Origin of the sequence: Streptomyces sp. NPDC050704 (assembly GCF_040654355.1) — a bacterium.
In the GTDB taxonomy this organism is placed as follows: domain Bacteria; phylum Actinomycetota; class Actinomycetes; order Streptomycetales; family Streptomycetaceae; genus Streptomyces.
The window spans coordinates 1-10,009 of the sequence record NZ_JBFAHW010000211.1 but is presented as its reverse complement, the minus strand read 5'-3'; the positions used below and the strand labels follow the sequence as shown (position 1 = coordinate 10,009).

Annotated in this window: 9 protein-coding genes; 2 read left to right on the top strand and 7 right to left on the bottom strand. The window is 70.1% G+C overall.

What is annotated here, in order from left to right; translation table 11 throughout:
* Positions 1-129: 129 nt before the first annotated feature.
* From AB0I18_RS50585 to AB0I18_RS50565, 5 genes are all read right to left on the bottom strand, one after another.
* Positions 130-1,560 carry a cytochrome gene (locus AB0I18_RS50585; protein WP_363112631.1) on the bottom strand — a complete coding sequence of 477 codons (1,431 nt, stop codon included), beginning with the start codon at positions 1,558-1,560 and terminating at the stop codon, positions 130-132.
* 150 nt (positions 1,561-1,710) lie between these two features.
* Entirely contained in the window at positions 1,711-3,990 is a 2,280-nt protein-coding gene (locus tag AB0I18_RS50580) for a UvrD-helicase domain-containing protein (RefSeq protein ID WP_363112632.1), read from the bottom strand.
* Positions 3,991-4,110: 120 nt separating this feature from the next.
* A complete protein-coding gene (trxA, locus tag AB0I18_RS50575; RefSeq protein ID WP_363112630.1) occupies positions 4,111-4,452 on the bottom strand; it encodes a thioredoxin in 342 nt (113 codons plus the stop codon).
* Positions 4,449-4,913, bottom strand: a complete 465-nt coding sequence (locus tag AB0I18_RS50570) for a MerR family transcriptional regulator (RefSeq protein WP_363112629.1) — start codon at positions 4,911-4,913, stop codon at positions 4,449-4,451. The genes trxA and AB0I18_RS50570 overlap by 4 nt, the downstream gene beginning before the upstream one ends.
* A gap of 47 nt (positions 4,914-4,960) precedes the next feature.
* Positions 4,961-5,494 (bottom strand): Lrp/AsnC family transcriptional regulator, encoded by a 534-nt coding sequence (locus AB0I18_RS50565; protein ID WP_363112628.1) that lies wholly within the window; start codon positions 5,492-5,494, stop codon positions 4,961-4,963.
* 39 nt (positions 5,495-5,533) lie between these two features.
* Here AB0I18_RS50565 and AB0I18_RS50560 point away from each other — a divergent pair, with 39 nt between their 5' ends.
* Both AB0I18_RS50560 and AB0I18_RS50555 read left to right on the top strand, forming a co-directional pair.
* Positions 5,534-6,508: an NAD-dependent epimerase/dehydratase family protein gene (locus tag AB0I18_RS50560; RefSeq protein WP_363112627.1), complete on the top strand. Its 975-nt coding sequence runs from the start codon at positions 5,534-5,536 to the stop codon at positions 6,506-6,508.
* 1 nt (position 6,509) lies between these two features.
* A complete protein-coding gene (locus tag AB0I18_RS50555; protein ID WP_363112626.1) occupies positions 6,510-7,439 on the top strand; it encodes an aldo/keto reductase in 930 nt (309 codons plus the stop codon).
* Positions 7,440-7,630: 191 nt separating this feature from the next.
* On the opposite strand, the gene AB0I18_RS50550 is transcribed toward AB0I18_RS50555, so the two are convergent.
* Positions 7,631-8,530 carry an NAD(P)-binding domain-containing protein gene (locus AB0I18_RS50550; RefSeq protein WP_363112625.1) on the bottom strand — a complete coding sequence of 300 codons (900 nt, stop codon included), beginning with the start codon at positions 8,528-8,530 and terminating at the stop codon, positions 7,631-7,633.
* Between the two features lie 174 nt (positions 8,531-8,704).
* A complete protein-coding gene (locus AB0I18_RS50545) occupies positions 8,705-9,628 on the bottom strand; it encodes an LAETG motif-containing sortase-dependent surface protein (protein ID WP_363112624.1) in 924 nt (307 codons plus the stop codon).
* Positions 9,629-10,009: the final 381 nt, after the last annotated feature.

Genomic DNA, 10,009 nt, shown 5'->3' with positions numbered 1-10,009 from the left:
CTTCCAGCCCAGTCCAGGCCCCTCCAGCCCGTCCGGCGTTTGAGGACGAGGCCGTTCAGGCCGAAAGGGGGTCTGGGGGCGCAGCCCCCAGGGACGGGACGGGTAGGGGCGGCGGGGGCGAGGAAAACCTCAGGCCCCCTTCCGCCCGCCGAACATCAGCCGCCGCAACGACGCCAGCAGGCTCCACTCATGCCGGTCGGAATGCCGCGCGCCGGTGCCGGACGGAACGACCCCGCCCGAACTCCCGAACGTCCGCCCCGGCGCGGGCCGCCGCGCCGGACTGCTCCCGCTCAGCTCGTACCGCACGGGAAGCAACCGCAGCCCCCGCACCACGGGCCCGGACCGCCAGGGCAACTGGTCCGGCGGCAGGGTGAGTTCGACCTTGGCGAAGTGTTCGAAGATGCGGCCCACGGCGGTGGTCACGATGGTGCCGGCCAACTCGCGGGCCGCGGTGGGACATTGGTGCGGCCCGGCCCCCCACCCCAGATGCGCCCGCGTACTGACGGTGGAGTCGACGAGATGGGACCCGATGGCCATGAGGTCCTGGTGCGCGGCGGCGGAGGAGGGGGAGACGATGTCGCCGGCCCGGATCCGGAAGTTGCCCAGTTGTACGTCACGGGCCGCGAAGCGGAAGCACATGTTGGCGACCGGTGTGTTGGCGAGCGCGGCCCGGTTGACGGTCTCGCCGATCAGACCGGCCGACAGGCTGCGCCGGACCGTGGCGTTGCCTCGCAGCACCTCCAGGAGCGTGTTGCAGACCATGTTGCCGGTGATGTCGGTGAGATAGACGGCGTTCATGAACAGCTCACGGCCCAGCTGTTCGTCGGAGAGCGTGGGATCGGCCAGCAGCATGTAGGAGGTGAGGTCGTCACCGGGCAGCGCCCGCCGGTGGGCGGCCAGCCGGGTCATCGCGGCCAGCGCCCGGCCCGTCGCGGGCCCCGCGTCCGGCCCGCCGTCCAGCATCCGCCACAGGTCCATGACCAGCTCGTCCCCGAGTTCGACGGGGCATCCGAAGAGCCGGGTGGTGACCATCAGCAGCAGCGGCCGGGTGTACTGGGCGGCCAGATCGGCGAACCCGGCGGAACCGGACTCCGCGGCCAGCATGGCGATCAGCTCGTCCGCGTACGCCACGACGGCCGACCGCAGCTCCCAGCCCTGCGGGGTGTGCGAGTCCTGGAACGGCCCGAGGGCGGCGTGGTAGGTCCCCCGCGCCGACAGGTGCTCCTCGTCGTCCATGAACATCATCTGCCGGACCTCGTACCCGGCGAGCAGCGGCCACTCCCGCGGCAGCCGCCCCTCCGCCCGGGCCCGCCAGTACCGGATGTCCCGCCGCCACTGGCTCTCGTTGCGCAGGACCTCCAGAACCTCCCGGTAGTCGAGGACCAGCCACACCGGCACACCCAGCAGACCGACCGGCGCCACCGGACCGTACGTACGCCGCAGCCTCCCGTACACACTGCCCGGGTCGGCGTCGAACTCCGATGTCAGCAGGGGCTCGACGGACAGCGATTCGAGCGGCAGGCTCTCGGCCGGGTCCGCGCCGAACGGATGAGGTTCCATGTCGACCACGCTTACCGCATCGGACGTACACAAGCTGTGACCACGACAATAACCGTTACGACTTGGTGATAACCAGGGAGGATTCGTCGGTTACTCGGCGTAATGCCGAGAGAGCCGGGCCCGCTGCCCGTGGACCCGGATCCTCGGCTTTCAGGACGCCTGCGCCAGCGCCTTCGGCAGCTCCCCCGAGTGCACGATGCCCAGGGTCTGCGTGGCCCGGGTCAGGGCGACGTACAGGTCGCTCGTGCCGTAGCGGGACGGCTCGACCACGAGGACCGCGTCGAACTCAAGACCCTTGGCCTGGCGGGGGTCGAGGAGCGTGACCGCACGGGTCAGGTCGGGCTCCTCGCCCGCCGTGACGCCGTCCAGCCGCGCGGCCAGCGCCTCGTGCAGATCGCGCGGCGCGATCACCGCGAGCCGGCCCTCGGCGGGGGCCAGTTCCGCGACGGCCTTCGCCACGGCGCCGGGCAGGTCGGCCGTCTCGCGCACCCAGGGACGTACGCCCGTCGAACGGACCGAGCTCGGCGGCTCGAAGTCCGGGTTCTCGGCACGCGGGACCGCCGCCGCCAGGTCCATGATCTCGGACGGTGTGCGGTAGTTGACCGCGAGGCGGGTGTGCTCCCAGCGGTCCTCCACGTACGGCTCAAGGATCTCCGACCAGGAGCCGACACCCGCCGCCTCCGCCGTCTGCGCGGGATCGCCGACCAGCGTCATCGACCGCGTGGGGCTGCGGCGCATCAGCAGCCGCCACGCCATCGGCGACAACTCCTGCGCCTCGTCGACGATGATGTGGCCGAACGCCCAGGTGCGGTCGGCGGCGGCCCGTTCGGCGGCGCTGCGGTGGTCGTCCTCCTCGTGGCGCTCGGCCATCCGCTCGGCGTCGATGATGTCGTGCGCGGAGAGGACCTCCGCGTCCTCGTCGTCCTTGTCCTCGAACTCGTACGTACGGGAGGCGTACGAGACGTCCAACACGCCCTGCGCGTACGCGACTTGCTGATTGCGTTCCTTCTCGGCGGCCGCCCTGAGCACCCGGTCGTCCACGCCGAGGAGTTCGGCGGCCTCGTCGAGGAGGGGAACGTCGGCGGTGGTCCAGGCGCGCGTCACGGGACGGCGGACGGCATCCGCGTCGGCCTCGCAGAGGTAGGCGTCGGGCTCGGCGAGGAAGTCCGCGAGGAGCCGCCGCGGAGTCACCCGCGGCCACAACTGGTCGATGGCTGCCCAGACTTCGGGGTTCTCGGCCAGCTCGTCGCGGATCTGGGTGATGTCGCTGGGGTCGAGCAGGTTCGTACCGTCGAAGGGATCGGTACCGATGCGCTCGGCGAGCATCTCGGTGAGGGTGTTGAGGATGTGGCCCTCGAAGTGCTCACGGGCGACGTTGTGCGGCAGCTTCGCCTCCCGGGTGCGCTCGCGGGCGACGCGTACGAGACCGTCGTCGAGCATCAGGATGTCCCGGTCGTGCTCGATGGCGATCACCGGGTCGGGCAGGGCCTGGCGGTCGCGTACGACGGCGGCGAGGACCTCGGCCATGTCGGCGCGGCCCTTCACGGCGGCGGCCTCGGGGCTGTCGGACGCGGTCGCCTTCACGCCGGGGAACAGTTCACCGACGGTCGCGAGCAGCACACCGGTCTCACCGAGCGAGGGCAGCACCTCGCCGATGTAGCCGAGGAACGCCGGGTTCGGGCCGACGATCAGGACGGCCCGCTTGGCGAGCAACTCCCGGTGTTCGTAGAGGAGATACGCGGCCCGGTGCAGGGCGACGGCCGTCTTGCCCGTACCCGGACCACCCTCCACCACCAGCACCCCGCGGTGCGGTGCGCGGATGATGCGGTCCTGCTCGGCCTGGATGGTCTGCACGATGTCGCCCATGCGGCCGGTACGCGCGGAGTTGAGGGCGGCGAGCAGTACGGCGTCGCCGGTCGGGTCCTCGTACCCCGTGCGCCGCTCGTCCCCCAGGTCGAGGATCTCGTCGTGCAGGGCCGTGACGTCCCGGCCCTCGGTGGTGATGTGCCGGCGGCGGCGCAGGCCCATCGGCGTGTGGCCGGTGGCCAGGTAGAAGGGGCGGGCGACCGGGGCCCGCCAGTCGATCAGCATCGGGGTGTGCTCGGCGTCGTCGGCGCGGATGCCGATACGGCCGATGTGGTGGGTGAGTCCGGTGTCCAGGTCGATACGGCCGAAGCAGAGCGAGCCGTCGACCGCGTTCAGCGCGGCGAGCAGGCCCGAGCGCTCGGCGACGAGGACGTCCCGTTCGAGACGCGCCTGCATGGGCGTGTTGCCCTGGCCGAGCGCGTCCACGACGGATGCCTCCGTGACGCCGCGCAGGGCGTCCACGCGTGCGTACAGCCCGTCGATGAATTCCTGCTCATGCCGCAATTCATCGTCGGTGAATTCTGTGTGCGATCCCCTGTTTGACAATTCCGCTCCCGGCCGGATATACTGTGTCCAGTGAACTTCTCCGCGACCCAATTCCCTTGAAGTCGCGAACCATTCAATATACGCAAAGAAATCCCCCGCAGGCAATTGCCTGCGGGGGATTTCTTGTGGGCCGGTGGCTTACCGAACGTCCAGCACGTCGTCCAGTTCCGCCAGCAGCCGCCGCTTGGGACGGGCGCCCACCATGGACTTCACCGGCTGCCCGTCGCGGAACACCATGAGCGTGGGCATGGACAGCACCCCGTACGCGTTCGTGGTCTCCGGATTCGTGTCCACGTCCAGCTGCACCACCTTGAGCCGCTCGCCCTCCTCGGCGGCGATCGCGCTCAGCACCGGCGCGATCTGCCGGCACGGCGGGCACCAGTCGGCCGTGAACTCCACCAGCACGGGCAGCTCCGCCCCGATCACCTCCGCCTCGAAGCTGTCGTCCGTCACTTCGGCCACACCCGCTGCCTTGATCACCGCGTCCGCCCTCCCAGTTCGCATACGGGTTCCGGGCCTCCCGGAACCTCCGCCTCGGCCGCCAGCTCGCCCATCGCCCTCCCCCACTCTCGGCTTCGCTCAAGCGGGGGGACCCCCATGGCCCGCGCCAACTGCTCGCCGACCTGCGCCCGTACGCCCTGCAACTCCCCGATCAGCGAGTCCAGTTCACCCAGCTTGCGCCGGTACACGGCGAGCGAGGCCGGGCAGGAGTCGCCCTCCGGGTGCCCGGCCCGCAGACACTCCACGAAGGGCCGGGTCTCCTCCAGCTCGAACCCGAAGTCCTGCAGCGTCCTGATCTGCCGCAGCAGCTTCAGATCGTCCTCGTCGTACGTCCGGTACCCGTTGCTCCCACGCCGCGCGGGCAACAGCCCCCGCGACTCGTAGTACCTGAGAGTCCGCGTGGTGGTCCCGGCCCGCGCCGCCAGCTCGCCGATTCGCATGCGTACGAACGTAGTCCTTGACCCCGACGTCAAGGCAACGCCCGCCGTCAGGACGACGCCGGCGGCAACAGCGGCTTCCGCTCCACCGGCGAGGACAGGACGATCGAGGTCGTCGTACGGCCGAGGGCCGAGGTCTGCTCCAGAACATCCTCCAGATGGACGGTGTCCATGACCGCGACCTTGAGCATCCAGCAGTCCTCGCCGACCACGTGGTGGACCTCGACGACCTCGGGCCGGGCGAGGAGCTCCAGGGTCCTGGGGTGCTTCAGGGTGTAGCCGCCGTGCGGGTTGACCCGGATGAAGGCCTGGATGCCGTAGCCGAGGCGGGCCGGCGAGACATGGGCTCCGTAGCCGGTGACGGCGCCGGCGGACTCCAGCCGGCGCACGCGTTCGGCGACCGCCGCCGGGGACAGCCGGACCCGCCGCCCCAGCTCGCTGAGCTTGATCCGGCCGTCGCTCTGCAGCAGCTCCAGGATCTGCCGGTCCAGCGCGTCGAAGGCCACCGACGTGGCCGCCGACGTTTCGTTGGCGGCGGCTCGCAGATGCCGTGGTTCTTTCGGTGCCCCGACCGGATCTCCCATGACTCCCCCTTCAGACCGCACTCCTACGCCGGGAGAATTATGACCACAGAGCGGGACCGCGATGAATGGGATTACGGGAGAGGCGCTGTGCGCGAGGTATGTGTCATCGGCGGAAGCCGGTATTTCGGTAAGCGCCTGACAGCCAGGCTGATTGCCGCGGGGGACCGGGTAACCGTCATCAATCGCGGCTCGTCACCGCCACCCACGGGGGCAATTCATCTCATCGCCGACCGCGATGACGAGAAGTCCCTCGACCAGGCACTCGGCTCACGGGCTTTCGACGTCGTCATCGACCAGGTCTGCTACACGCCGAGGCAGGCGGAGATCGCCCGAAGGGTTTTCGGGGAACGCACCCGGCGGTACATCATGACCTCGACGGTCGAGGTGTACGAGTACGAGGACTCGGCGGAGCTCGTACGGGAGGACGCCGTGAACCCTCGTACGGTCACCGTCGATCTCGAACTCCCCTGGGACGACCTGGAGTTCCTCGACACCCACTACGGCGAGGGCAAGCGGCAGGCCGAGGCGGTCTTCGCGGCCGAGCCCGGGTTTCCGTACGTGGCCGTACGCGTGGCCCATGTGCTGGGCGGAGCCGACGACTTCACGGGCCGGCTCACTCACTACACCGAGCGGATCCGCACGGGCGAGCCGATCCGCGTACCGCCCGTGAACCACCCCGCCACGTACATCCACGTCGAGGAGATCGCCGACTTCCTCGCGTGGGCGGCGGGTCAGGAATTCACCGGGCCGGTGAACGCCGCGTCCCACGGGACGCTCTCCACCGAGGAGTTGTGCGAGGCGCTGATCGCCCACATCCCGGCCGGTAAGCCGACGTTCCGGACCGTCGAGGTCGGAGGCGTCTCGCCATTCGCCTTCACACGCTCGTACGGGATGGACAACGGGCGGGCCACCCGGCTCGGTTTCACCTTCGGCGAGGCACGGCAATGGCTTCCGCGAGCCGTGACCGAGACGCTCGCGACACAGCAACCCAAAACTGCCGAAAGAACCAACTGACATGCGCTACCGCACACTTGGTCCGTCCCGGAGTCTTCGCGTGAGCGCGATCGGACTCGGTGCGATGCCACTCTCCATCGAGGGCCGTCCCGACGAGGCGCGGGCCCTGGCCACCGTGCACGCCGCCCTGGACGCGGGCGTCACACTCCTGGACACGGCGGACTCGTACCACCTGCCCGGCGACGGACCCGGCCACAACGAGCGCCTGGTGGCCCGCGCCCTCGCGACGTACGGCGGCGACACGGCCGACGTCCTGGTGGCCACCAAGGGCGGCCGCGGCAGACCGGCCGACGGCAGCTGGACGGTGACGGGCTCTCCCCGCCATCTGAAGTCGGCGGCGGAGGCCTCGCTCAAGCGGCTCGGAGTGGAGACGATCGGCCTCTACCAGCTCCACAAGCCCGACCCCGCCGTCCCCTTCGAGGACTCGGTGGGCGCCCTGCGCGAACTCCTCGACGAGGGCAAGATCCGCTTCGCCGGCATCTCCAACACGGACACCGACCAGATCCGCGTGGCACACCGCATCCTCGGGAACCGGCTCGTCTCGGTGCAGAACCGGTACTCGCCCGCCGTCCGCGACAGCGAACCCGAACTGCGGCTCTGCGCCGAGCTCGACATCGCCTTCCTGCCGTGGAGCCCGCTGGGCGGCATATCCCGAAGCTCACTGGACGGACCGTCGCGGATGGAGGGCGAAGAGAACGGGGCGGGCTCAGAATTCACCGCCTTCCACACGGTGGCCCGAGCCAGAGGCGCGAGCCGCCAACAGATCTGCCTGGCCTGGCTGTTGGCACACTCGCCGACGATCATCCCGATCCCCGGCGCAAGCCGCCCGCAGACGATACGGGACTCGGCGGCAGCCGCAGACCTGGAACTGACACTGCCCGAAGTCGCCCTGCTGGACGCGGCCGCCGGCCCGCACGCCTCCCGCCCCTGAGCGCCAGCGGATCGGAACGCGAAGCGGACAGAACCCCGGCACTTACGTATCAGCTCAGCCGGACGGCGACCCCAGCGGCCTGCGCGGCGAGAGACGACGGGGCGGGGCGGGACCACCGGCCATGCACCGGGAGCAGGCCAAAGGAACTGCGCCGACCATGTCCCCAAAGGGCGACTTCACGCAGCTGCCGTTCATCCTCCCCGTACGACCTCGACGGTGCTCGCCCAGCCGTCGGCGGCATATCCCCGGTCGACGGCCTTGTCCGCGACCTCCTTGACCGAGCGGAGGGTGCCGACGTCGAGGCCACGGTGCTGGGCCCACTCCAGGACGTGGCTCACGCCGGCCGCCATCGTGCCGAGGTTGGCGCCCTCGCCCGGATAGCTGCCCGCGTCGATGTCCCGCCCGATGTCGGCGGTGGGCGACAGGATGGCGGCAATGGTGTCCAGGTAGGGAGCGATGTCCGCCGCGCGTACCCCGTCGGCGGCGGCGAGTGCGAACGCATGCACCAGACCGGCGATCGACGAGTAGAAGAAGTCCAGCAGCGCCAAGTCGTAGACGGCGGCCAGGGCTTGGTCCTCACCGAGGTAAGCGGCCTTCCCGCCCATCGCCTTCAGCACCGCCTCGTACTTCTCGTATGCCGCCCGAGGCCCGCTGTAGAAGATCAGCGCCTCCGGCTGCCCGATCATCAGGATCGGCACCATGATCGAACCGTCGAGATAGTCGATCCCGCGCTCCCCCGCCCAGGCAGCGGTGACACGGGAACGCTCAGGGGTGTCGGAGGTGAGGTTGACCAGCACCCGCCCCGGCAGCTCATCAGCGGCTGAGTCGAGTACGGCCTGGGCCGCGTCGTAGTCGACCACGCAGACGACGACCAGGTCCGCCGCCCGCACGGCCTCGCCCGCACTCGCCGCCCGCACGGCGCCCTGGGCGACGAGTTCCTCCCCCTTGCCCACGGAACGGTTCCACACGACGGTCGGGTGTCCGGCCTTCAGAAACGCGGCGGCGAGGGCGTGCCCCATGGCACCCAGGCCGAGCACGGCGACGGAGGTCTTCTCGGTGTCAACAGGCGTATTCTCAAGGTCATTTGTCATACGGACCATGCTGATAGGACGCCCAACTCGCCACAAGTACCCACTATTTGGTCAGGTACTGAGCGCGAGGTAAGGGAGGAACCCCGAAGTGACGGGGAAGCCGCGGTGGCGGCGAACGCCCCGGCGGCCTCGTGGGAGACATCGCCGGGGCGGACGTACTACGGAACCGCGGGATCAGGAACCGGTCTTGGCCGCGCGACGGCGGCGGGTGGCCACGATGATCGCGCCACCGCCCGCGAGGAGCACCGCGGCGCCGGCCGCGAGCGGCATGGTGGCACTGCTGCCACCCGTCTCGGCGAGCGGCGGGTTGGAGCCGTTGGGCGTCGGCGCGGCCGGCGGGGTGGACGACTCGGACTGGGAGGGGGTCGGGCTCGACGGCGTCTCGGAGGCGGGCGGGGTCGACTCGGTCGCCGGAGCGGTCGGTGTCGGCGGCTGGGCGGGCTCGGAGGCCGTCGGGGTCGGGGTTCCCGGGGTTTCGGACGGCTGTTGCGTGCAGTCCTTCGTACCGCCGTTCCACGCGGCGATCAGCTTGTCCTTGATGACCGGGCGGTCCGGGCCCTTGGGCAGGTCGCCGTGCTCGAAACCGTCGTTCGCGTCGAAGCGGCCGTCGAACCTGACGGCGCCGCGGTACAGGTCGATCTGCGCGTAGCAGCCCGCGTCCGGCACCGCGATGTCGAGAGTGTCGGTGGCACCCGGCTTGACCGTCACGGTGTCGAAGTCGTGGAAGACCTGCAGGCCGGAGGTGTTGAAGGTGGCTCCGTGCGTGAGGTACGCGGCGAGCGAGGCGGTGCAGGTGGTGGCGTCGCCGGCGGTACGGACCTTGATGTGGACCTTGCCGTCGTCGGTGGGCCTGAGGTTCTGGTCGTCGACCTTCACCGAGTCGTGGAAGCTGGTCCCGTCGAGGGAGAACTGGCAGCGATCGGTCTCGGTCTTCGTCCCCGCGCCCGTGCCGGGCTGGTAGCCGTCGCCGGACTTCCAGCCGTCACCACCGGGTGTACCGGTGGCCCAGGCCCCGGTGGCGGTGGCCGCACACAGGGTGAGCGCCGCGGCGCCCGTCCCCAGCAGGCGTCGCAGGGTGACACGTCTCGCTATGGACATGCGGATCCCATCTTGGGTGTGCAGGACCCGGGTGACGGCAGCAGGGCAGCACACGGCGGCCGGCCGTACCGGGGTGAGTGGTCGAAGAATCACCGGGCTCATCGGTCACATGAGTCACAGTGAGACCACATGGTGGATGTCCCGCCCGAACGCTGTCAACCTGCGGCAATACACGAGTAGTTCACGCGCCATCACATTTTCGCCACAGAGGGAATGATCTACTCCGCCACACCACGGCGAGCGCCGACCCGGGGCCCTGGCCGCCCTCGCCTGCGGGCCGCCTGTAGCTGGTCGCGCAGTTCCCCGCGCCCCTGAAAAGACAAAAGACGGGGGCCTTGGGACGGTGTGCACAGTGCGGGCCCGGTGGGGGCTGGGTGCGCA